Annotated in this window: 18 protein-coding genes; 13 read left to right on the forward strand and 5 right to left on the reverse strand. The window is 45.8% G+C overall.

The window, feature by feature from the left end:
* Nucleotides 1-13 precede the first annotated feature (13 nt).
* The 11 genes from kdsA (at nucleotide 14) to HMPREF9446_RS07600 (ending at nucleotide 14,976) form a co-directional block, all read left to right on the forward strand.
* Nucleotides 14-817: a 3-deoxy-8-phosphooctulonate synthase gene (kdsA, locus tag HMPREF9446_RS07550; protein WP_009124985.1), complete on the forward strand. Its 804-nt coding sequence runs from the start codon at nucleotides 14-16 to the stop codon at nucleotides 815-817.
* Nucleotides 818-890: 73 nt separating this feature from the next.
* Nucleotides 891-3,710, forward strand: a complete 2,820-nt coding sequence (locus HMPREF9446_RS07555) for a M16 family metallopeptidase (protein WP_039968762.1) — start codon at nucleotides 891-893, stop codon at nucleotides 3,708-3,710.
* A gap of 83 nt (nucleotides 3,711-3,793) precedes the next feature.
* Complete coding sequence (locus tag HMPREF9446_RS07560) at nucleotides 3,794-5,284, forward strand: DUF5687 family protein (RefSeq protein WP_009124987.1); 1,491 nt, start codon at nucleotides 3,794-3,796, stop codon at nucleotides 5,282-5,284.
* An 87-nt stretch (nucleotides 5,285-5,371) separates the two neighbouring features.
* Nucleotides 5,372-6,088, forward strand: a complete 717-nt coding sequence (locus tag HMPREF9446_RS07565) for an ABC transporter ATP-binding protein (protein ID WP_009124988.1) — start codon at nucleotides 5,372-5,374, stop codon at nucleotides 6,086-6,088.
* Nucleotides 6,089-6,092: 4 nt separating this feature from the next.
* Nucleotides 6,093-6,605 carry a C40 family peptidase gene (locus HMPREF9446_RS07570; protein WP_009124989.1) on the forward strand — a complete coding sequence of 171 codons (513 nt, stop codon included), beginning with the start codon at nucleotides 6,093-6,095 and terminating at the stop codon, nucleotides 6,603-6,605.
* A 97-nt stretch (nucleotides 6,606-6,702) separates the two neighbouring features.
* The gene (locus tag HMPREF9446_RS07575; protein ID WP_009124990.1) at nucleotides 6,703-7,587 is read left to right on the forward strand and encodes a TraB/GumN family protein; all 885 of its coding nucleotides are present in this window, start codon (nucleotides 6,703-6,705) and stop codon (nucleotides 7,585-7,587) included.
* A 321-nt stretch (nucleotides 7,588-7,908) separates the two neighbouring features.
* Nucleotides 7,909-9,909, forward strand: a complete 2,001-nt coding sequence (locus HMPREF9446_RS07580) for an HAD-IA family hydrolase (protein WP_009124991.1) — start codon at nucleotides 7,909-7,911, stop codon at nucleotides 9,907-9,909.
* A 206-nt stretch (nucleotides 9,910-10,115) separates the two neighbouring features.
* The gene (rplU, locus tag HMPREF9446_RS07585; protein ID WP_009124992.1) at nucleotides 10,116-10,433 is read left to right on the forward strand and encodes a 50S ribosomal protein L21; all 318 of its coding nucleotides are present in this window, start codon (nucleotides 10,116-10,118) and stop codon (nucleotides 10,431-10,433) included.
* A 22-nt stretch (nucleotides 10,434-10,455) separates the two neighbouring features.
* The gene (rpmA, locus tag HMPREF9446_RS07590; protein ID WP_009124993.1) at nucleotides 10,456-10,725 is read left to right on the forward strand and encodes a 50S ribosomal protein L27; all 270 of its coding nucleotides are present in this window, start codon (nucleotides 10,456-10,458) and stop codon (nucleotides 10,723-10,725) included.
* 143 nt (nucleotides 10,726-10,868) lie between these two features.
* A complete protein-coding gene (gene serS, locus HMPREF9446_RS07595) occupies nucleotides 10,869-12,143 on the forward strand; it encodes a serine--tRNA ligase (RefSeq protein WP_009124994.1) in 1,275 nt (424 codons plus the stop codon).
* A 523-nt stretch (nucleotides 12,144-12,666) separates the two neighbouring features.
* Nucleotides 12,667-14,976: a bifunctional dihydroorotate dehydrogenase B NAD binding subunit/NADPH-dependent glutamate synthase gene (locus HMPREF9446_RS07600; RefSeq protein WP_009124997.1), complete on the forward strand. Its 2,310-nt coding sequence runs from the start codon at nucleotides 12,667-12,669 to the stop codon at nucleotides 14,974-14,976.
* Between the two features lie 85 nt (nucleotides 14,977-15,061).
* On the opposite strand, the gene panD is transcribed toward HMPREF9446_RS07600, so the two are convergent.
* Nucleotides 15,062-15,415, reverse strand: a complete 354-nt coding sequence (gene panD, locus HMPREF9446_RS07605) for an aspartate 1-decarboxylase (protein WP_009124998.1) — start codon at nucleotides 15,413-15,415, stop codon at nucleotides 15,062-15,064.
* A gap of 24 nt (nucleotides 15,416-15,439) precedes the next feature.
* Complete coding sequence (gene panC / locus HMPREF9446_RS07610; protein WP_009124999.1) at nucleotides 15,440-16,285, reverse strand: pantoate--beta-alanine ligase; 846 nt, start codon at nucleotides 16,283-16,285, stop codon at nucleotides 15,440-15,442.
* A gap of 319 nt (nucleotides 16,286-16,604) precedes the next feature.
* Between panC and HMPREF9446_RS07615 the strand changes: the two genes are divergently transcribed.
* On the forward strand, nucleotides 16,605-17,429 hold the full coding sequence (locus HMPREF9446_RS07615) for a glycogen/starch synthase (protein ID WP_039968763.1): 825 nt from the start codon (nucleotides 16,605-16,607) through the stop codon (nucleotides 17,427-17,429).
* A gap of 22 nt (nucleotides 17,430-17,451) precedes the next feature.
* The gene (locus HMPREF9446_RS07620) at nucleotides 17,452-19,023 is read left to right on the forward strand and encodes a DUF4270 domain-containing protein (RefSeq protein WP_009125001.1); all 1,572 of its coding nucleotides are present in this window, start codon (nucleotides 17,452-17,454) and stop codon (nucleotides 19,021-19,023) included.
* 368 nt (nucleotides 19,024-19,391) lie between these two features.
* On the opposite strand, the gene HMPREF9446_RS07625 is transcribed toward HMPREF9446_RS07620, so the two are convergent.
* From HMPREF9446_RS07625 to HMPREF9446_RS07635, 3 genes are read right to left on the reverse strand one after another with little or no spacing between them, the layout of a single operon-like run.
* Nucleotides 19,392-20,819 carry a glycoside hydrolase family 57 protein gene (locus tag HMPREF9446_RS07625; RefSeq protein ID WP_009125002.1) on the reverse strand — a complete coding sequence of 476 codons (1,428 nt, stop codon included), beginning with the start codon at nucleotides 20,817-20,819 and terminating at the stop codon, nucleotides 19,392-19,394.
* Between the two features lie 17 nt (nucleotides 20,820-20,836).
* Nucleotides 20,837-22,105 carry a glycosyltransferase family 4 protein gene (locus HMPREF9446_RS07630; RefSeq protein WP_009125003.1) on the reverse strand — a complete coding sequence of 423 codons (1,269 nt, stop codon included), beginning with the start codon at nucleotides 22,103-22,105 and terminating at the stop codon, nucleotides 20,837-20,839.
* A 15-nt stretch (nucleotides 22,106-22,120) separates the two neighbouring features.
* Complete coding sequence (locus tag HMPREF9446_RS07635) at nucleotides 22,121-24,061, reverse strand: glycogen debranching enzyme N-terminal domain-containing protein (RefSeq protein WP_009125004.1); 1,941 nt, start codon at nucleotides 24,059-24,061, stop codon at nucleotides 22,121-22,123.
* Nucleotides 24,062-24,210 lie beyond the last annotated feature (149 nt).

Below are 24,210 nucleotides of genomic sequence, written 5' to 3' on the forward strand. Positions count from 1 at the left end.
TCACAAATAATGTATGATTGAATTGAAAAACAATCCTGCCGGAAACTTTTTCCTATTGGCAGGTCCCTGTGTCATTGAAGGAGAAGAAATGGCAATGCGCATTGCCGAACGTATTGTAACCATTACCGGGAAGCTACAGATTCCATACGTATTCAAAGGCTCATATCGTAAAGCCAACCGTTCACGTCTGGACTCATTCACGGGTATCGGTGACGAGAAAGCACTGAAAATACTGAAAAAAGTACATGATACTTTCGGAATACCTACAGTTACCGACATTCATGCGGCAGAAGAAGCCACGATGGCAGCCGAATATGTAGATATACTGCAAATACCTGCTTTCCTGTGCCGCCAGACCGACTTATTGGTCGCCGCCGCCCAAACAGGCAAGACGGTCAATATCAAGAAAGGCCAGTTCCTTTCCCCTCTTGCCATGCGTTTCGCCGCAGACAAAGTAGTGGAAGCCGGAAACAAGAACGTCATGCTTACCGAACGTGGAACCACTTTCGGCTACCAGGACCTTGTCATTGACTACCGGGGCATTCCCGAGATGCAAACATTCGGATTCCCCGTCATCCTGGACGTTACCCACTCCCTGCAACAACCCAACCAGACCAGCGGTGTCACAGGGGGAATGCCCCAACTCATCGAGACTGTGGCAAAAGCCGGCGTGGCCGTAGGTGCCGACGGGCTGTTCATCGAAACACACGAAAACCCTGCTGTCGCCAAAAGCGATGGCGCCAACATGCTGAAACTTGACTTGCTGGAAGGCCTGTTGACAAAGTTAGTCCGTATCCGTGAGGCAGTTAAAGAATAATTTTTTCCTGTATGCTGTGATTTTATAATCCTGGCATCCGACCAATAGGACAAGAACAAATTAATTTCAGATTATGAAACATTTATTACGTAATTTATGGATGGTTGCATTGATAGTTTGCTGCAACTTCCAACAGGTATCTGCGCAGCAAATGCCGCCCATCCCGGTGGACAAAAATGTCCGCATAGGTAAACTGGACAACGGATTGACCTACTACATCCGTAAGAATAATCTTCCCGCCAACCGGGCGGATTTCTATATTGCCCAGAAAGTAGGGTCTATACAGGAAGAAGCCAACCAGCGCGGTCTTGCCCACTTCCTGGAACACATGTGCTTCAACGGGACCACTCATTTTCCCGGTGATGCCCTGAAGCAATATCTGGAACGGATCGGAGTGAAATTCGGAGAAAACCTGAATGCATATACCTCCATTGACGAGACTGTATATAATATCTCCAACGTTCCCGTCACCACTCCGGGAGCGATTGATTCTTGTCTGCTGATCTTACATGATTGGAGTAACGACCTTACATTGGACCCAAAGGAAATCGACAAGGAACGCGGCGTCATCAATGAAGAATGGCGTACCCGCATGAGCGCCATACAGCGTTTCCAGGAAAAGATGCTTCCGATAATGTTTGAGGGTACAAAATATGCCCACTGTTTTCCTATCGGAACAATGGACGTAGTCATGAACTTTAAACCTCAGACGCTAAGGGATTATTACGAAAAGTGGTATCGCCCCGACTTACAAGGGATTGTTGTAGTAGGTGATGTGGATGTGGATGCCATCGAAGCTCAAATAAAAAAGATTTTCTCGGATATTCCCGCCCAGCCCAATGGCGCCAAACGTGAATACTATCCGGTAAACGACAATAAAGACCCCATCGTCATCGTTTATCAGGACAAGGAACAGCCCAATATCCAAGCAATCATCTTCAACAAGCATGAGGCCATACCGGATGACCAAAAAGGCAATATGGGATATTTGATACAAAACTATGCCGCTAACCTCATTACCAATATGCTGAATGCCCGTTTGAATGAGTTAGCGCAAACAGCCAATCCTCCGTATATCTATGCCGGAGCTTATGACGCCAACTTCTTTGTAGCCAAGACGAAAGGTGCCTTTACCGGTGTTGTTGTCTGTAAAGAAGATGCCATTGAAAACGGTATTGAAACCCTTCTCCGTGAAACAGAACGCGCACGCCAGTTCGGCTTTACCGAAACTGAATATAACCGTGCACGCGCCGAATACCTACGCCATTTGGAATCAGCTTACAACGAACGTGACAAACGTAAAAACGAAGAGTACGTAAACGAGTATGTACGCCATTTCCTCGACAATGAACCTATCCCGGGTATCGAAAACGAATATACCATCATCAACCAAATAGCTCCCGCCATCCCGGTAACAGCCTTGAATCAGATGATGCAGGAACTGGTAACCGACAGCAATCAGGTGGTTGCCATACTCGGTCCTCAGAAAGAAGGTTTGAAAATGCCGTCAGAGAATGCCATCAAACAGATATTGAAGGACATAAAAGCTGAAAAGCTGACTGCCTACGTAGATAAAGTATCGGATGAACCGTTAATGAAAGCAGCCCCGAAAGGTGGTAAGATAGTATCCGAAACAACGGACGACGCATTCGGTACTACCATGATGACGCTTTCAAATGGAGTTAAGGTCATCATCAAGAAGACAGACTTCAAAGCCGATGAAATCCGTATGAAAGGCGTAAGCTTGGGCGGCAGCTCTTTGTTCCCCGATTCGGAGATTATCAATATCAACGGATTGGATGCCGTCGGAGTCGGTGGTCTGGGTAACTTCAGCGCCGTTGACCTGGAAAAGGTACTGGCAGGCAAGAAAGCTTCCGTAAGCTATGGCATCGGTGACAAGACCGAGGCTGTCAACGGCAGCTGTTCGCCGAAAGATTTTGAAACGATGATGCAGCTTACTTATCTGACATTCACGGCTCCACGTCGTGACAACGACGCTTTCGCATCTTACAAAAACCGCAATAAAGCTGCATTGCAAAACATGGAAATGAACCCGCAGGTGGCTTTCAGTGACTCTGTACAAGCAGGGATTTATATGAAACACCCAAGAAAGGTGAGAATCAAGGCCGACATGATTGACAAAATGGATTATGACAAAATCCTGTCAATGTACAATGACCGTTTCAAAGACGCCAGTGACTTTACTTTCATTTTTGTAGGCAACGTGGATGTAGAGCAGATGAAACCTTTGATTGAAGAATACCTGGGTGCCCTGCCCGCCATCAACCGCAAAGAGACTTTTAAGGACAACAAAATCGACATGCGGCAAGGTGTTTACAAGAACGAGTTCATCAGGAAGCAAGAAACAGCCAAAGCTTCGAACTTTGTATTGTTGAACGGAGACTGTAAGTATGATTTAAGAAACAATATCCTATTGAATATGACCTGCCAGATTCTTGATTTGGTCTATACGGCTAAAGTGCGTGAAGATGAAGGCGGTACTTACGGCGTATATGTAGGTGGCCAGTTAATCAAATATCCCGAGGAAAAAGCTATTCTCCAAGTCATATTCGAGACGGCACCCGAAAAGAGAGAAAAACTGATGAAGATAATCTTCGCCGAACTTGAAAACATCACAAAAGCCGGTCCGTCCGAAACTGACTTGAACAAAGTGAAAGAATTCATGCTGAAGAAACATACTGAAGACATGAAAGAAAACAGATACTGGCTGAACAGTATTGACGAGTACTTGTTTACCGGCATGAATCCGATAAAAGACTATGACCGGATAGTCAATAGTGTAACCGTAAAAGATATCCAGAAATTTGCAGATGAATTGTTCAAGCAAAAGAATGAGATTGAGGTATCAATGATAAGTCCGGAAGAAAAATAAGCACCAACAACAAAAAAGGCTGCGTTGTTCTTTAAAAAGGTAGCGCAGCCCTTTTTATACATCCATTAAATCAACTACACACAATGAACCTATTTTTAGAACTGCGCCGACACGGTAAACTGGCCGACAAGCGTAATCCGATGTACGAGAAAAGCCGGTTCGCCAAATTCTGGATTTACTTGATGATAGCCTTCTGGGCAGGGTACCTCATCTTTTTCGGTACTTCCTTTGCTTTTGCATTCGAAGGAGAAGCAAAAGAAGCCTATCACATACTGAATGCCGGGTTGTTGTTTATCCTCGCCCTAGATTTCCTGACCCGCCTGCCCTTCCAGAAAACGCCTACACAAGAAGTGAAACCCTACATGTTGTTGCCCATCAAACGTAGCCGGCTCATCGATATCTTATTGATCCGTTCCGGCATGGATACATACAACTTGTTTTGGCTTTTCTTCTTCGTTCCCTTTGCCATTCTTACCGTTGCCCGCTTTTACGGAGTAACCGGAGTAATAACCTATATATTAGGCATCTGGCTGCTGATGCTGATCAACAACTACTGGTTCTTGCTGTGCCGTACCCTGATGAGCGAACGCTTCCTTTGGCTACTGTTACCCGTAGGTGTATATGGAGCCATCGCTGCAGCCATGTTCATACCCGAGCACAGTCCGGTATTCGAATTCTCCACCACTGTAGGCGAGGGCTTTATACAAGCTGATCCTCTGACTTTCATCGGAACCGTAGCAGTCATTGCCCTATTATACCTGACAGACCGCATGGTAATCAGCCACATGGTGTACAATGAAATAAATAAAGTAGAAGAAACCACCGTACAGGTAAAGCATGTGTCCGAATACCGCTTCCTGGAACGTTACGGACAAGTGGGCGAATACATGAGACTGGAACTCAAACTGCTGTTACGCAACAAGATTTGCAAACGCGCACTCTATTCAGCGGGCGGTGTAGTCGTAATGTTCAGCGCCATGATTGCCTTCACCGACATTCATCAGGAAAACATGAGAAACTTTTGGGTAATGTACAACTACACCCTTTTCGGTATCCTCTTCCTGAGTACCATCATGGGGTATGAAGGCAACTACATTGACGGCCTGATGAGCCGCAAAGAAAGTATCTACGCCTTGTTGCAAGCCAAATATGCCATATACACTGCAGGGCAGTTGTTCCCGTTGCTACTGATGCTCCCCGCCGCAATCATGGGAAAAATCAGTTTCATGGGGCTCATCTCATGGTTCCTCTTCATCCCCGGATTTGTCTATTTCTGTATGTTCCAGATGGCGGTCTATAACAACAAGACTACCGATCTGAACAACAAGATGACTCAACGCAATGTAGGTACGGGAATGCAGAACCTCATTTCATTCGCAGCCTTCGGTGTACCGCTGCTGATGCTTTTTGTACTGGACTTTTTTTTCGAAAAAGCCACAACGGAATGGATATTCACCATCATAGGCCTTATCTTTATCACCACCTCACGTTTCTGGCTGAAGAATGTATATCAACGTTTCATAAAACGGCGCTACGTGAATATGGAAGGGTTCAGAAACAGCCGTCAACGGTAACCTTGCATCAAAAAGTGATTTACATATAGATATATAGCTAACACAACTCTCCCCTTCTGGGGAGGAGAATGAATAAAGAACTCGATTATGATACAAATAAATAACCTTCAGAAAAAGTTCGGCGAAAAAATCGCCGTAAATATAGAAAGCTACACTATCCCGCAAGGTGACATGCTGGGACTGGTAGGTAACAACGGTGCCGGAAAAACCACCCTCTTCCGCCTCATTCTGGATTTACTGAAAGCCGATGGCGGTAACGTCACCATCAACGGCATCGAAGTATCCAAGAGCGAAGAATGGAAAAATACGACCGGTGCTTTCATAGACGACGGATTCCTGATTGATTATCTGACCCCCGAAGAATACTTCTACTTTATCGGCAAGATGTACGGACTGAAAAAAGAAGAAGTAGATGAACGCCTCGCTCCCTTCGAACGATTCATGAACGGCGAAGTGATGGGACAGAAGAAGTTCATCCGCAACTTTTCCATGGGAAACAAACAGAAGATCGGTATCATTTCTGCCATGCTGCACCACCCGCAACTGCTGATACTGGACGAACCTTTCAACTTCCTCGATCCCAGTTCCCAGTCCATCATCAAGCATCTGCTGAAGAAATACAATGAAGAGCACGGGGCCACCGTTATCATCTCCAGCCATAATCTGAACCACACGGTAGATGTGTGTCCCCGTATCGCCTTGTTGGAGTACGGCGCTATCATCCGCGATATCAAAAACGAAAACAACTCTGCCGAAAAAGAACTGGAAGCGTATTTCAACATCGGGGTAGAAGAAGAAATATAATAATATGAAGCGATACCTTTCTTATATAGCGATTCTTTCCGGTCTGTTAATCGGATTCAGTTCCTGCCGCACTTCCGCGCCACGTCTTGACTACAAGGCATTGGCACAGGCTTCTGTCCGCTTAGGAGTGGATATAGAATTGGAAGACAACCACAAACTGTACATCAATGCCGCCGAGTGGATAGGAACCCCTTACCGGGCAGGCGGTGACAACAAGCGTGGGACAGACTGTTCCGGATTAGTATCCCAACTTTATAAGAAAGTTTACCACACCCGTCTGTCAAGAAGTACAGACGGGCAATTGAAGGAAAGCCACAAAGTGTCCCGCCGTAATTTACGTGAGGGAGATTTGGTGTTTTTCACCAGCCGTTCTTCCCGCAAGAAAGTAGCCCACGTAGGCATTTACCTTAAAAACGGGAAATTTATCCACGCCAGTACCAGCCAAGGGGTCATTGTCAGCGACCTAAAAGAGCAATACTATACCCGGCACTGGCTTTGCGGAGGAAGAATCAAATAGCATTCCTTCAAAAAGAATCCTTTCCTTTTGTGATTTTAATTGTACTTCTTCCGACCGATAATTCAGAACAAATCCAATAACAAAAAAGAAGAAGACAATGAAAAAACTTTTAGGAATCCTTTTGTGCATCAGCTTTGCACTAAGTGCCAACGCGCAACTCTTATGGAAAATATCCGGCAAGGGACTGGAAAAGCCATCTTACATTTTCGGAACTTATCATCTGTCACCGCTCAGCATCAAAGACAGCATTGCCGCCATGCCGCAGGCCATGAATGAAACCTCACAAGTGTATGGCGAAATCGTAATGGCAGATTTGATGCAGCCCGCTGCCATGCAAAGCATGCAACAGCAAATGATGTTGCCTAAAGACACCACCCTGCAGAGCCTGTTCACCTCGGAACAATATGAAGAAATAGGCAAAGCGGTAAAAGAAAACATGATGGTGGACATTGCCATGCTGGCCCGGCTAAAGCCTGCTGCCATCAGCCAGCAACTGACCGTACTGATTTTCATGAAACACACTCCGGGGTTTAATCCCCAAACATCCTTGGACGCATATTTCCAGCAACAGGCCGGGCAGCAAGGCAAGAAAGTAGGCGGGCTGGAAACCGCCCAATCGCAAATCGATATCCTTTTCAACAACCAGCCCCTGCGTCGTCAGGCCACTCTGCTCTACTGTATGGCAAGTGACATTGAAAAAAGCGTGGATCAGTCCAAACGGCTGATTTTAGCTTACGAGAAGCAAGACCTTGACGCCATGCTGCAATTGATGGAAGAACGCGACGGCAACTCCTGCGACCCCTTGCCCGGAGAAATGGAAGCACTGCTCGACAACCGCAACAAGGCATGGGTAGAAAAGATGCCTTCCATCATGACAGAAGCCCCCACCCTCTTTGTGGTCGGCGCCGGACACCTGCCCGGCAGCAACGGTGTATTGAATCTACTGAAAGGACAAGGATATACCATTGAAGCCATGAAATAAACATCAAATTCTCTCTGGCACTTTCTCTAACAGAAAACTTTATTCCAAGCTTATGAATATCCGTTCGCAGCTTGTGAATACATGTTCGCAACCTGTGAATATCCGTTCGCAGGCTGCGAACAGAGTTTTATTGTAACTCTGCCACTTTTTAGTCCTAACTCCGGAAGTTTTCCCGGCAGCTTCCAGGGAAGTTATCAGAAGGTACTATCCCAGGAAGCATATAATATCGTCCCAAACGGTAGCTCCGCCAACAGGTTAATTTTACATTGATTTATCCATAATTTTACTTCGAATACATTACCTTTGCCCCAAAAAGTGGCAATGAATTACACAACTTATCTCTTCGACTTCGATTACACCCTCGCCGACTCATCACGTGGCATCGTCACTTGTTTTCGAATCGTGCTCACCCGGCATGGATATACGGAAGTAACGGATGATGACATAAAACGCACCATCGGCAAAACTCTGGAAGATTCCTTCTCCATCCTTACAGGAATAACGGATGCCACACAACTGGCCGGTTTCAAAGAAGAATATCGCAAAGAAGCAGATACGCACATGACCGTAAACACCGTACTATTCCTGGAAACCAAGTCAGTGTTGGTAGCCCTGAAAGATTCGGGTGCACGCATCGGAATCATTTCTACCAAATACCGTTATCGCATCAAGGAACTGCTGGATCAGCATTTCCCCGCCAATTTCATGAATATCATAGTCGGCGGTGAAGATGTAAAAACAGCCAAGCCCTCACCCGAGGGTTTGCTTTTCGCCCTCAAACAGCTGCATGCCACCAAGGCAGAAACACTCTATATCGGTGACAGTACGGTAGATGCCGAAACAGCCCAGGCAGCCGGCGTTGCCTTTGCCGGAGTAACCCACGGAGTAACCACTGCCAAGGAGCTGGGAAAATACCCGCACTGGAAAATCATGAGTACCCTCAACGAGCTACTGGAAGACAAGGAAGAAAAACCTTCCGCATATGAAATCGAAAAGCCGGTCTGCCCCGAGAACACGCCCCCTGTCCCTTCCCGGGAAAAGAAAATGATAAGCGTCTGGCAAACTCTGCTCCTGCTTTTTTTGTTCTGGCTCGCGATTGAAGAACTGGATGTAATCGACAGCTATTTATTCCCAACTCTTTTCATGCTGGCCTTATGGGGAATCTTACAAAAAAGGAGAATCTTACCCGATAAGGCAAGGAGTTTCATCAACCCATGGTATCATCCTTTCAAAGTACGTTTGCGCGCATTCCACATCAAGCTGATACGGGGAAAGCAAACTCCCCCCATCAATAATGAAACAAACATTTGCCTGAATTGCGGAACGACTTATACCGGTAATTATTGCAACCGTTGCGGCCAGAGCCGCAACACTCCCCGCTATCGGTTGAGCAACGCCCTGCGAAACATTGCCGGAGGTTTCTTCAACATAGACAACGGTTTCGGACGCACTCTCCTGGAACTACTCTACCGTCCGGGATATATGATCAGAGATTTCATCGGAGGAAAACGCGTGGAATATTTCCGGCCGTTCCAAACATTGTTCATTCTTGCGGCTCTCTACATCATGACCGTGCAACTGGTTGACCCGGACGCACTAAACAGAAAAGAACAGTCCGAACAAACAGAACAAGAAGAAATCATCGCAGCCCAAGAAGAGCTCAAGAAAAAAATGGGGAACACCGTCTCCAAAGAAAAAAAGGAAGCCCTTGCCATCACAATAAAGAGCCTGGACAAAAGCCTGGACAAGATAAAACAGAAAAACGATTCAGCCTCTGCCACACCAACGTGCCCAAACGGCAATGACGAGGATAAACTTTTTGACAAATTCGAAAAAGACACTTCGGAAGTGGGGAATAAACTCGAAAGATTCCTCCAAGAGTCTCCTTTCCTGCTGAAAGTATGGAACCTGCTGAAAAGCTGGGGACACGGCAACAAAGCATTCCGTATCATAGCTACCCTGCCGCTGTTTGCCATCGCCACCCAACTGGCCTTCCGGCGCAGAAAATACAAGCTGAACTATAATACGACGGAACATATCTTCATACAGGCCTATATTGCCTGCCAGATACTTCTGCTAAGCATTGTCGTACTACCTTTCAACGGTCATGCACAAGTTTACGATCTGTACGAACTGCCCTTATGGCTCATTTTCGTCCTATTCTGTTGGGATTACAAACAACTATACCACTGTAGCTGGTGGAAAAGCTTTTGGCGTACCATACTCATGCTGATATACAGCCTGATACTGCTTATTGCCTCTGCTGCCATCGTAGTGGCACTGACAGTAGCCATTGTTTACTTGCTGAAATTTACCCTGTAGCACGGCATCCTCTTTTTCTTACGGCTGAGGTTCTGCTTGTCCTTCCTGTCCGGAGAGAAGAATAAGGAAAAAAGCAAGGAAACATTTGTCTATTCAGAATAAAAACTGTACTTTTGTGCCCGATTATTCCGCACCGGGTTCAATCAAGAGTATTCTAAGTGATTAGAAACCACCCGACGGAGCTAACTTATACATTATATATAAGAATGTACGCAATTGTAGAAATCAACGGTCAGCAGTTTAAGGCAGAAGCTGGCAAGAAGCTGTTTGTACACCACATGCAGGAAGCAGAAAACGGTGCAACAGTAGAATTCGAGAAAGTTCTTTTAGTGGACAAAGACGGTACTATCACTGTAGGTGCTCCTACTGTAGAAGGTGCAAAAGTTGTTTGCCAGGTAGTATCCAGCATGGTAAAGGGTGACAAAGTTCTTGTTTTCCACAAGAAAAGAAGAAAAGGTTACCGCAAGTTGAACGGTCACCGTCAACAATTCACAGAGTTAACAATTACTGAAGTAGTAGCTTAATCAATTAAAAAAGTAAGAAGAAATGGCACATAAAAAAGGTGTCGGTAGTTCTAAGAACGGCCGCGAATCACAGAGCAAGAGATTAGGCGTTAAGATATTTGGTGGCGAAGCTTGCAAAGCAGGCAACATCATCGTTCGTCAAAGAGGTACTGAATTCCACCCGGGCAACAACATCGGTATGGGTAAGGACCACACTCTTTTCGCTTTAGTAGATGGAACTGTACAGTTCAAGGTAGGTAGAGAAGATAGACGCTATGTATCTATCGTTCCTGCCGAAAATGCAGAAGCATAAGTTTCCGAACAAGAAAATAAAGTAAAGGGATGCGATCTTATAGGGATTGCATCCCTTTCTTTTTATGTAAAAACAACAGCTTAATTGTTTTTTCTATATCTTTGCACTCACAAAACCGAGTATCATAAAAACAAGTATAAGATATGCTTACCATTAAACAAATTACAGACAACACCGACGCGGTGCTCCGCGGGTTGGAAAAGAAGCACTTCAAGAATGCCAAAGAAACCATCGAACAAGTGCTGGAAACAAACAACAAACGACGCAATACTCAAACCATTCTAGATAAGAACCTGTCAGAGGTCAACGCCCTTTCCAAATCCATCGGGCAACTGATGAAAGAAGGCAAGAAAGAGGAAGCCGAAGCCGCCAAGAACCGCGTAGCCGAACTGAAAGAAGCCAACAAAGAACTGCAGGCTGAAATGGACAGGGCTGCCACAGACTTGCAGAATTTGCTTTACACCATCCCCAACATACCATACGACAGCGTGCCCGAAGGCGTGGGCGCAGAAGACAATGTAGTGGAAAAAATGGGTGGCATGGAAACCGAACTTCCCAAAGACGCACTGCCCCATTGGGAGCTGGCAAAGAAATATGACCTGATTGATTTCGACCTGGGCGTCAAGATTACAGGCGCGGGATTCCCGGTTTACAAAGGCAAAGGCGCGCAACTGCAACGCGCACTTATCAACTTCTTCCTGGACGAGGCACGCAAGTCCGGCTACACGGAAATAATGCCGCCGACAGTGGTAAACGCCGCTTCCGGTTATGGCACAGGCCAGTTGCCCGACAAAGAAGGACAGATGTATCACTGCGAAGTAGATGATCTTTATCTGATTCCTACCGCCGAAGTTCCCGTAACCAATATTTACCGTGACGTTATTCTGGACGAAAAGCAGTTGCCTGTCAAGAACTGTGCCTATACCCAATGCTTCCGCCGCGAAGCCGGTTCATACGGCAAGGATGTACGCGGCTTGAACCGCCTGCACGAGTTCTCCAAAGTGGAGCTGGTGCGCATCGACAAGCCGGAACACAGTAAGCAATCTCACCAGGAAATGTTGGACCACGTGGAAGGACTGCTCCAAAAGTTGGAGTTGCCGTACCGCATCCTGCGCCTTTGCGGCGGTGACATGAGCTTCACGTCTGCCCTCTGCTTCGATTTCGAGGTATATTCCGAAGCACAGAAACGCTGGCTGGAAGTAAGTTCCGTTTCCAACTTCGACACTTACCAGGCCAACCGTCTGAAATGCCGCTACCGTACGGCAGAAAAGAAAACGGAACTCTGCCATACATTAAACGGCTCCGCATTGGCCTTGCCGCGTATCGTAGCCGCCCTGCTGGAAAACAACCAGACTCCGGAAGGCATCCGCATCCCCAAAGCACTGGTTCCTTATACCGGGTTTGACATGATTGACTGACCCAAAGGCTGAATACCATAATTACGGGGCGGTATGTCAAAACTCAAATTTTGAAACGATAAACTTATCATTTGAAATTTGAGCCTATTAAAAGACTAAAGAAAGGGTCGTATCATTACTCAAAACAGAGCTTGATACGACCCTTTTAAGTATTATAGTTATAAACTGTAACTTTTTGGGAATGGTATTTTAGTTTTGACATATTCACCCTCTTTTCTATACCCGCCAACTATACACATCCCCCGTATCCGCTCTCCACTGTCATTATTCTTCCCTTGAACAATTTCTCTCATTATCCCGTTTAAATCTTCGGCTACTAAAGAGTCCAATGCCATGCCACAAACTATTCGATACGACAAACGCCTGCCATACCATGCGCACAATGAACAGAAACACACATTTATTGAAAGAAATTACAAGGAATCGGGACACAGTTATAGGAAATTATCAAATAACCCGTATCTTTGCAAAAAATAACATTCTGAAAGTAATTACGTAATTATACCAACAAAATTATTAGATAATGAATAAAATCATTAGCAAAGAACATTTCTCTGAAAAGGTCTTCAAATTAGTCATTGAAGCACCGTTAATTGCTAAATCACGCAAGGCAGGTCACTTCGTAATTGTACGTGTAGGCGAAAAAGGTGAACGCATGCCTTTGACCATCGCCGCTGCCGACCCCGCCAAAGGCACTATCACTCTGGTAGTACAAGAAGTGGGTCTCTCTTCTACCCGCCTTTGCGAACTGAATGAAGGCGATTACATTACGGATGTTGTGGGCCCGCTGGGACAAGCCACCCACATCGAGAACTTCGGAACCGTAGTCTGTGCCGGAGGCGGCGTAGGCGTGGCACCGATGCTCCCCATCGTGCAGGCATTGAAAGCTGCCGGTAACCGTGTGATTACCGTACTTGCAGGCCGCACCAAAGAGCTGATCATTCTTGAAAAAGAAATGCGTGAAAGCTCTGACGAGGTCATTATCATGACAGACGACGGCTCCTACGGACGTAAAGGACTGGTAACGGAAGGTGTGGAAGAGGTCATCAAACGCGAGAATGTAGATAAATGCTTCTGCATCGGTCCCGCCATCATGATGAAGTTCGTTTGCTTACTGACCAAAAAATATGAAATTCCCACCGATGTGTCACTGAATACAATCATGGTGGACGGAACGGGAATGTGCGGTGCCTGCCGCATCACTATCGGCGGAAAAACCGAGTTTGTCTGTGTAGATGGTCCCGAGTTTGACGGACACCAGGTCGATTTCGACGAAATGCTGAAACGCATGGGAGCCTTCAAAAGCATCGAACGCGAAGAAATGCACAAGCTGGAAGAAACGCAGACTTGCCAGGCAACCGGTGAAAACGTGCAGGAAACGGACGAAAAAAGCCGGAATGCAGCCTGGCGCCAGGAATTGCGCAAATCCATGAAAGCCAAAGAGCGTACCGCCATCCCCCGCGTGGAAATGAACGAACTGGATGCAGAATACCGTTCGCACAGCCGTAAAGAGGAAGTAAATCAAGGACTGACGGAAGAGCAGGCTTTGATAGAGGCCAAACGTTGTCTGGACTGCGCCAATCCCGGTTGCATGGAAGGGTGCCCCGTAGGCATAGACATCCCCCGTTTTATTAAGAATATTGAACGCGGAGAGTTCTTGGAAGCCGCCAAGACACTGAAGGAAACCAGCGCGTTGCCGGCAGTCTGTGGCCGTGTCTGCCCGCAAGAAAAGCAATGTGAATCCAAATGCATTCACTTGAAGATGAATGAAAAGCCGGTAGCCATCGGTTATCTGGAACGCTTTGCCGCCGATTACGAAAGAGAAAGCGGACAAATCTCCGTACCGGAAATCAAAGAGAAAAACGGGATCAAGATAGCTGTCATCGGCTCGGGCCCTGCCGGTCTTTCGTTTGCCGGAGACATGGCCAAGTACGGCTATGATGTCACCGTATTCGAGGCACTGCACGAAATCGGCGGTGTGTTAAAATACGGTATCCCGGAATTCCGCCTGCCCAACAAAGTGGTGGATGTGGAGATTGACAACCTTGCCAAAATGGGAGTTGAGTTCGTCAAGGACTGCATCATCGGCAAGACTATCAGCGTAGAGCAACTGGAAGAGGAAGGCTTCAAAGGCATATTCGTAGCTTCCGGAGCCGGACTGCCCAACTTCATGAACATTCCGGGCGAAAATTCCATCAATATCCTCTCATCCAATGAATACCTGACCCGTGTCAATCTGATGGATGCCGCCAGTGAGGATTCTGATACCCCGGTACCTTTCGGCAAATGCGTAGCAGTAATTGGCGGCGGCAATACAGCCATGGACTCCGTACGTACCGCACGTCGCCTCGGTGCAGAGCGTGCCATGATCATCTACCGCCGTTCGGAAGAAGAAATGCCGGCACGTATCGAGGAGGTGAAACATGCCAAAGAGGAAGGTGTGGAGTTCCTGACTCTCCACAACCCGATTGAATATATCGCCGACGAGAAGGGTGCCGTGAAACAGGTCATCCTCCAAAAGATGGAGTTGGGTGAACCGGATGCCAGCGGACGCCGCAGTCCCGTACCCATCCCCGGAGCCACAGAAACCATCGACATCGACCTTGCCATCGTCAGCGTAGGCGTATCTCCCAACCCGATTGTCCCGAGTTCCATCAAAGGACTGGAATTGGGACGGAAGGGAACCATTGCGGTCAACGACAGCATGCAGTCGTCCATCCCGACCATCTTTGCCGGAGGTGACATCGTGCGTGGAGGCGCTACCGTAATCCTTGCCATGGGAGACGGACGAAAAGCTGCCGCGTCCATGCATGAGCAACTGAATAACCAATAAGACAATCCGAAAGACCAACGACAAAGAAAAGCCCCGTCTGCATGAAGTGCAAGCGGGGCTTCTCTTATATATCTCAAGAAGAACTTTATTTCACCACCCGGTTTGTTGCCGGATCCGGGAAAACCACTGTCGGTTTAAACGACTTGGCCTCTTCAAAATCCATTAAAGCATACGACATGATAATAACAATATCATCCGGTTGTACCTTACGGGCAGCGGCACCGTTCAGACAAATCTTTCCCGAGCCACGCTCACCTTTAATAATGTAGGTTTCAAAACGCTCACCGTTATTATTATCCACGATATGCACCTTTTCACCGGCAATCATGTTGGCGGCATCCATCAAATCCTCGTCAATCGTAATGCTCCCCATATAATTCAAGTTGGCTTCCGTGACGCGGGCGCAATGAATTTTCGACTTCAACACTTCAATCATCATAAGATTGGTCTTTTTTTTAGTTTATTACTCTTTGTACTTGATGTTGTCAATCAGACGAACCTCTCCGCAGAACACTGTGATACAGCCCACTGCATAGGAAGTATCCTCCCAATCGGCAATCTTCTGCAACGTGTTTCCGTCCACCAGTTCGAAGTACTCCAGCCGCAGGCCGGGAACAGCCGCAATGGCATCTTCTACAAACTTCTGTGTTTCGGCTACCGTATGCGAAGTTGCAAAGGTACGACTTTCAAATAAAGTCTGCGAAATTTTCAAGGCGTTTTTACGTTCTTCAACAGACAAGCGGGCATTGCGGCTGCTCAAAGCCAGCCCGCCGTCTTCACGGACAATAGGGCAACCCACAATCTCCAATGGAAACTTCATCTGACGAACCATCTCGCGAATGATGGCCAACTGTTGAAAATCTTTCTCGCCAAAATAAGCCCGGTCCGGCTTCACCGCATCAAACAGTTTGCTCACGATCTGACAAACACCATTGAAGTGTCCCGGACGAAATGCTCCCTCCATCACCGTATCAAGAGGCGCATAGCTGAACTGGCGGGTATCCGGTTCCGGATACATCTCCTCTACCGAAGGCGCAAAAACAAACGCGGCGCCACAATCCTCCAGCAAACGGCAATCAGCCTCCGGCGTACGAGGATATTTTACCAAATCATTCTTGTCATTGAACTGAGTCGGATTTACAAAAACGCTTACTACTGCAGCATCATTCTCTGCCACACAACGCTTCACCAATGAGGCATGACCGGCATGTAAGGCACCCATCGTAGGCACCAAGCCCACTTTCTTGCCCTGGGCTCTCAAAGCCGAAAGTCCGGCCTGCAAGTCCTTGATAGTATGTACTATTTCCATTTTTATTGGTTATATAAAACTTAGTTGTTCGCAAAAGCGGTGCAAAATAAGCTATTATTTACCATATAAAGAAGAAATATCGTAAATTAATGCAAAAGTCATCCGGCTTTTAGCGTTCTCACACTATTTCTTATCAACTGACACACAAGCTCTTAACAATTCATAAGGAATTATAGAGGAGCTCTATTTGCTTTATTGCCCGTTTTTTTTTATATCTTTGCAAAAAAAAGCGGAGAGAGGCTTCACCTCAGCAATTCGTGTAAACCCGATTGCATTCGGTTCGCACTCTCTTTGCAAAATAATTGAGAACATTGTTATTATGACAAAGGCGAACAAGGTTTTATTTATTACACAAGAAATTACCCCCTACGTTTCAGAAACAGAAATGTCACTTGTAGGCAGGAACCTGCCTCAAGCAATTCAAGAAAAAGGCAGAGAAATCAGAACGTTTATGCCAAAATGGGGCAATATCAACGAACGCAGAAACCAACTGCATGAGGTGATACGTCTCTCCGGAATGAATCTTATCATCGACGATACCGACCATCCGCTCATCATCAAAGTTGCTTCTATCCAGTCTGCACGCATGCAGGTTTACTTCATTGACAATGATGACTATTTCCAGAACCGCCTGCAGGCAACCGATGAAAATGGTGCAGAATACGAGGACAATGACGCACGCGCCATTTTCTATGCCCGTGGCGTATTGGAAACCGTCAAGAAACTGCGCTGGTGTCCGGACGTGATCCACTGCCAAGGTTGGATGACTGCTTTAGCGCCTCTATACATCAAGAAAGCTTATAAAGACGAACCGTCTTTCAGAGACGCCAAAGTGGTATTCTCTCTTTTTGACGATGAATTCAAACAACCCTTCCATGCGGACTTTGCCAGCAAACTGTTGCTGAAAGGCGTCAGCAAAAAAGACATAGCCAGCTTAACGGAACCCATTGATTATGTTACACTTTGTAAATTGGCCGTAGATTATTCGGACGGTGTTATCCAGCAGAGTGAACATGTCAATGAAGAGATATTGGAATATGCACGCCAATCGGGAAAACTAATACTGGATTATCAGACTCCCGATAATTTAGCTGAAGCTTGCAATGATTTCTATGACAAGGTTTGGGAAGCAGAACAGAAATAAAATTGATTAGACAATTAAAACTATGAAAGTAAAATATATAGGAACATTGCTTTTGGCAGTCCTGACTTTCTTCGGATGTGATGACAACACAGGAACGTTAGGTATAGATATGTTGCCTGGCTCTGATGGTATATCGGCACATACTACGACTTTTGAAGTAGAGACAAAATCGGTCCCGGCAGGAGCAGTATATGCAAAAACCAGTACAGGATATGTAGGAAAGTTTACAGACCCGGATCCTAACGGATTCGGAGACTATGAGGCCAGCTTTCTGACCCAACTGAACTGTACGGATAATTTTACTTTTCCGAAACTTTACCAATATGACGAGAAAACCAAAACCGGAAGCGGTATCATGGCCGGAGACTCTGTTGTCTCAACCCAATTGGTAATTTACTATTCCAGCTGGTTCGGTGACTCGCTGAACGCATGCCGAATGAGCGTTTATGAATTAAACGGCGATAAGGAACTTACCAAGGGGGACGCTTATTACACCAACATCAACCCGGAAAACTACTACGACAAATATTCTCCTAAATTACTCGGTCGCAAAGCGTATTCGGCTTATGATACATCCGTTCCCGACTCGGTAAGAAATGCAACAGATGCCAGTGGAAACAAAACTTTTTATCCTAACATCACTTTCCCGCAAAGCAAAGAATTCGGAAACAGGATTCTGGAATTGAACCGTGCATTTGAGAGGAAAGAAAACGACTTCTTTGCCAATGCGGAGAATTTTATCAAGAACGTGTTCAAAGGTGTATATATAAAGACCGACTATGGAGATGGAACCATCCTGTATATAGACCGTGTGGACTTGCAGATGCAATTCCGTTTTCACTATGTAAATGATACGACCGGAGTGAAGCTGAAAAAGAAAAACAGTGATGAAGATTCTTTGTATTATAGCATGAATACCGTCTTTGCTTCTACCAAGGAAGTAATTCAGGCAAACCAATTCCAGAATTCCGAGTTGCTCCAAAAGAAAATAGATGAAAAGGGATATACCTACATCAAGTCTCCTGCAGGTATTTTCACCCAAGCTACCATGCCATACGATGATATATATAAGGAATTATCCCAAGATACCTTGAATGCCGTGAAACTGACATTCACCAACTATAACCAAGAAGACAAGTATAAATTCAACATGAGTGCGCCCAACGATGTGTTACTGATACGGAAGCAAGATCTGAAGACGTTCTTTGAAGAAAACAAGGTAGTGGATAATGTAACCTCATTTACTGTAACACACAACAACGTGGCTACCAACCAATACACATTCAGGAATATAGCCCGTCTGGTTACCACTTGCATCAACGAAAAACAAGCTGCCAAGAAAAAAGCCAAGGAAGAAGCAGGAACTGCATGGGACGAAGCCGCCTGGGAAGAGAAATGGAAGTCTGATGAGGCAACCAAAGACTGGGATAAGGTATTGCTCATACCAGTTAATGTAATCTATGACAATACAAGCCAGAACAAGAATATAACTGGTATTCAGAATGATTTACAGCCCGGATATGCCAAGTTGAAAGGTGGGCCCGAAGGAGAATCTCTGAAATTAGAGGTTACTTATACAAGATTCAATAAATAATTGACAAATAAAGGAAGAGGGGGGCAAAACTAAAATGACCACTCCCCAAAGTTACAGCTTATAACTATAACATTTAAAAGGGTCGTATCAAACTCTGTATTGAGTAAGGATACGACCCTTTCTTTAGTCTTTTAATATGCTTGAACTTCAAATGATAAGTTCATGGTTTCAAAACTTGTTGGGTAGCCCTTTCCTTCATGACCGTAACCAATCGGGACAGAGCATCCCTACGCCTTCATAATTCTCAATACGGCATACGGAGTGTCCGGCAGTAAGGTTCGCCTTATCACGGCTGATACCAGCCATCTGTATAGGATTTTTAGAGACGCTTCCATACACCCTTCGGTAAATCTTAGTCGGCAGACTGATTATTCAGCTACCTTTTTGGCTGTCTTCCTGGCAGCGGGTTTCTTCGCAGCGGCAGGTTTCTTTGCCGGAGCCTTGGCAGGCTTCTCAGCAATAGCTTTAGCAGCCTTCGCTTCTTTCCTCTTCTCTGCCACCTTCTCCTTTTCCAATCTGGCTTGCGCCTTTTCCAGTTCCTTGTGCAACTCCTCTATTTCATACCCCTGGTTCTTGATAGTGGTCAACAAAGCATTCAATTCTTCATTGTCAATATCTACCGGATAGAGGGAATCAACGCGCTTAATGAAGTCACCAAGAATATTCATATAGTTGGTAAACGCATCAAAAGGAGACTCATAAATGCCGCGGTTCAAACCGACACCGCTTCTTTTGGTAGTCATGAAACGGAAGTTATTACTTGCCTGCAGATAATCCCAATCCTGCTTGATACGGCGGTCATCGCAAAGATGTACACGTTCGGCAACACTATACAGCTTGTTGAACGCTTCACGTTGCATAACATTACCCAGCCAGCAACTGGTATCCCTTTCTTCGTCCACCCATGACATCGGATAAGGAACATCCAATTGGGAAACAGACTTCAACTTGGTCACGACTTCTGTCGGAGTAGAGAAAGTGATCCCCTTTTCCTTGGCACAGTTAGGCAACGCTTTCAAGAACTCCAAAATATTGGAAGACAACGGCTGATCCATACCCAAAGCACAAAGTTCCATAAAGATGTTGATGACTTGCTCTTCTTGCGGCAAGGCGTCAATCCAATTGATATACTTGTCGGCAAACAAAGGATATTCATTCCATTCGGAGTTGGAGAAACGCAGACTGATATCATCGGATAACTTGAAATCACGCAACAGCAACTTTAAGTTAGGATTCATGGAGCAGTGATATACATAGTGCGGACTCTTCCACCCCAACACATGTTTGGCTCCTTCGGTCAGCATACCCTTGAATCCCAAGCCAGCTACCATCGCACCTATTTCATCATTATAAATCAAGCTGGAATTGCGGAATACCTTCGGAGCCTTACCGAACATTTGTTTCATCTTGGCACTCTGACGCATTACCTCTTCCTTGAAGCAATCCTCATTAGCCAAAGAAGAAAGGCCATGAGAATAAGGTTCTGCCAGGAATTCACAACAGCCGGTATCATTCAACTGGTGCAGCAAGTCAATAACGGCAGGTGCATGAATCTCAAGCTGTTCCAAAGCTACCCCGGAGATGGACAAAGCTACCTTAAATGCACCTCCGGAATTTTTCACCATCTCAATCAAGGTATTCAACGCCGGGATATAGGAACGCTCGGCCACCTCGTTTATACTGGTTTCATTGGCATAATCATCATAGTAATAATGATCTACGCCTATATCAAAGAAACGGTAACGTTTCAAATGAATGATTTGATGTATTTCAAAATAAAGACAGATAGTTCTCATTTCTATTATTGTTTTTGTTATTTACCATAGTTTCTTAATACATCCTCATAGAGGGCGCGGATTCTCAAGCCAACTTTTTCCCAGGTGATTCCATCCACTTCCTTCTTGCCTTCCTCTTGCAGATACTGGAACAGGGCCGGATTCGTGCAAAGAGAATAAATAGCATCGGCCATTGCATGGATATCCCAATAATCAGTCTTGATCACTTTATCGAGAATCTCACCGCATCCCGACTGCTTCGAAATGATAGAGGGAGTTCCACACTGCATCGCTTCAAGCGGAGCAATACCGAAAGGTTCGGATACGGAAGGCATAACGAATACATCACTGTTCTTGTAAACCTCATACACTTGCTTGCCCTTCATGAATCCCGGGAAGTGGAACCGGTCGGCAATGCCGCGTTCGGCAGCCAGATTGATCATGGCATCCATCATGTCACCCGAACCTGCCATGACAAAGCGGATATTACGGGCACGCCTCAACACGAGTGCCGCAGCTTCCACAAAATATTCCGGCCCCTTCTGCATGGTGATACGTCCCAGGAACGTCACCACCTTCTCCTTGGCATGCTCGGGACGCGGAATGTCCTGATATTCCTGTGAAAGCGGATAAACGGCATTGTGCATGGCAAACACCTTCTTCGGATCCTGATGATATTCATTGATAACCGTACGACGGGTCAGTTCAGACACACACATAATGCAATCTGCATGATCCATACCGTTCTTCTCCATGGAATAAACGGTAGGATTGACTTTCCCGCGCGAACGGTCAAAGTCCGTTGCATGCACATGGATGCACAACGGCTTACCGCTTACCATCTTGGCATGTACTCCGGCAGGATATGTCAGCCAGTCATGGGCATGAATAATATCAAACTCCTGCTGCCGTGCCACAACTCCGGCGATAATAGAGAAATTGTTTATCTCTTCATGCAGATTTCCGGGATAACCGCCGGCAAAATCCATGCAACCGATATCATTGACATACATATAAGAAAAGTCTGCATAAATATGGTCTCGGAAAGCGTAATAATCTTCCGGTGTCATGCTACCCGTCAAACGAGACTTCAAATAATTATAATCAACATCACGCCACACGACAGGCACTTGATTCATGCCCACTATCTTCAAGAAATTTTCTTCTTCACCCGTAGGTTTAGGCATGCAGAAAGTAGTTTCCACATCACCCTGCAAGCTTAATCCTTTAGTTATTCCATAAGAAGCAACCGCAAGGCCGCCATATATTTTGGGAGGAAATTCCCATCCAAACATTAAAACTTTCATCTTCAATCCTCCTTTCTATAAATTATACTTAGACAATAACTTCAAGATACGCAGGATTTCTGCCGTATTCATGGCAAAAGATACTGCTCCCCTTCCTACAAACGGAGGATTGCCATCGAAGAGTTCAGGCAGCGCACCGATACAATGAGAAGTCATTTCATCTTCCATACCAATGAGGTATCTTTCAACAAACGACACGCCACTCACCTTATAAATACGCAGATACGCTTCCATATAGAAACCCATCAGCCAGGGCCATGCGGTGCCTTGATGATAAGCATAATCCCTTTGAATCTGGGGACCGACATAGTTAGGATTGTATCCGCCACTCTTAGGACTCAAAGTACGCAGCCCCTTGGGAGTCAGCAACTCCTTTGTCACGATATCGAGTACCTGCTTCTTCTGCGCCCTGTCCAACGGGGAATAATCGAAAGCCACCGCAAATATCATGTTCGGACGAACACTCCAATCCATCATATAACCATCCACATAGTCGAACAGATAGCCATACTCATTACGGAACACTTCCACAAAAGACTTTCCGGTAACTTCGGCCCGTCCGTCCAGAGCGTCCGCCAGGATTGTATTTCCACCCTCCCGAACCATGTCAGCTACAAAGCGGAGTGCATTATACCACAAAGCGTTCACTTCCACAATATATCCGGTACGGGGGATAACAGGACGGCCATTAACCGTAGAGTTCATCCATGTCACAGCTTTCTCCGTGCCGTTCGTATAGAGCAGCCCGTTTTCATGCAAGAAAAGATTATCATGTTTCCGGTCGAGAATATAGTCTATGATCTCTTCCAGCAATGCTCCGTACATCTGCCGGCAATGCTCACGCGAAGTTTCCTTGGCATATTGCTGCAAAGCCCAGACAGCCCATAACAACACGTCCGGATGCTCCATCTCATAGATCTTATAAGTAGAGGGCTCTCCATTGATAAACTGGCGAATCGCCTTTTCCGCTGTTCTCATAACATCCTCAAACTCATCTTGTTCATCGACAGCCAGTGTAAGGCCGGGCAGGGAGATGAACAAGTCTCGGGCACGGCATTTGAACCACGGATAACCGGCCAGTACATAATGTTCTTCTCCTTGCTTATTATGAAATTGGTGCGCAGAGTTCTTGAGACAATGATAGAAACTGTCACGCGGGGTACGGTCGGCAACTTCAGCCTCGAAAGCCTGTTTCAGTTTACGCGGCGAGATCTCGGAAATACCGGCCGAAAAGACGATACTTTCCCCTTTCTTTATATCCACCTCAAAATATCCGGGTACGTACAAATCTTCATTGAAATCATATCCGCGTTCCTGTTCTTTCGGATACTCAATGCCCCGATACCAATCGGGCGCATAATGAAATTCATTCTTCTTGTTCAACTGCATGAAAAGTTCCGGATAGCCGGGATACATGCAAGTCTTTATACCATTCTCTATCAACTGGTAATCACGGTTCGCCTGCGCGTTTTCGTGTGTATATTCACGTACGCTGCGGAATGCCAAGAAAGGACGGAACCGGAGTGTCGTCGCCGAATGGGCATCAACCAAGGTATAACGGATCAGAATCCGGTTTTCATGGTGTACAAAGATTTTTTCTTTACGGAGGATCACCCCTCCGACACGGTAGGTAGTAGCCGGGATATTTTCACAGTCGAATTCGCGGATATACTTATGTCCGTTGGGACTAAAGTGGTTTCCTTGATATTTGTGCAACCCCAGGTTAAACTCTGCACCGTGCTGAATCACCGTTTCATCCAAAGAAGAGAGCAGCACATGATTTTCATCGTCGAGATTGGGTACAGGCATCACCAACAGGCCGTGATATTTGCGTGTGTTACAATCTACAATTGTCGTACAATGATAGGCCCCCGATTTGTTTGTCCGAAGTATCTCCCTTGGCAAAGATTCCTCCAGATTAATCATCAGGGTCTTGTCAAATCGTAAATAACTCATAGTTGTGCATTATTTTAAAGGTTAATTATTCAGGTATCATGCGCTACAAGGCATGTAGCGATGCCCAAAAATACAAATTAAAGATTACAGGCAAAATAAAAAGTCAGTTTTTTTTTGGCTTTTAGTCAAATAATCCGTAGTATTGTACA

This window comes from Bacteroides fluxus YIT 12057 (assembly GCF_000195635.1).
GTDB classification, from domain to species: Bacteria; Bacteroidota; Bacteroidia; order Bacteroidales; family Bacteroidaceae; genus Bacteroides; species Bacteroides fluxus.